This is a genomic window from Eubacterium sp. OM08-24 (genome assembly GCF_003438075.1).
GTDB lineage: Bacteria > Bacillota > Clostridia > Oscillospirales > Acutalibacteraceae > Ruminococcoides.
This window is the reverse complement of record NZ_QSTA01000005.1, coordinates 106,143-106,484: the sequence shown is the minus strand read 5'-3', so window position 1 is coordinate 106,484 and position 342 is coordinate 106,143. Positions and strand designations below refer to the sequence as shown.

Here is a 342-nt window from a genome sequence, read left to right as displayed (position 1 = left end):
TTGCAAAATATTTGGTAAGACATACTTCTGTTCGTGCAGGAAGTATATCAAGCACAACCCTTTTAACAGGATCAGTTATTATACATTGATACTTTTCGCCGCCTGTATTACCCTTAAATTCATCGATCGACAACGCTGACGGCAAGTTTTTATGACCGTAATCAACAACACCAAAAACTCTGATAACTGTGTTCACAGAAAGGTTCATTTCTCTGGCAACGCTTGTGTAAGTGACAGCATCTCTCAGCTTGTCGATGATATACGCCGAGAGTCTGTTTGTCATTCTGTGATAGCGTGGCAGAAATTTATTCTTTTCGGCAAACCTTTTACCGCAAGTACAGA

Annotated in this window: 1 protein-coding gene; it reads right to left on the bottom strand. The window is 40.1% G+C overall.

The window, feature by feature from the left end:
* Positions 1-342, bottom strand: a 342-nt coding sequence (locus DXC23_RS09020; protein ID WP_199523063.1) for a transposase, incomplete at both ends; no start/stop codon positions are given.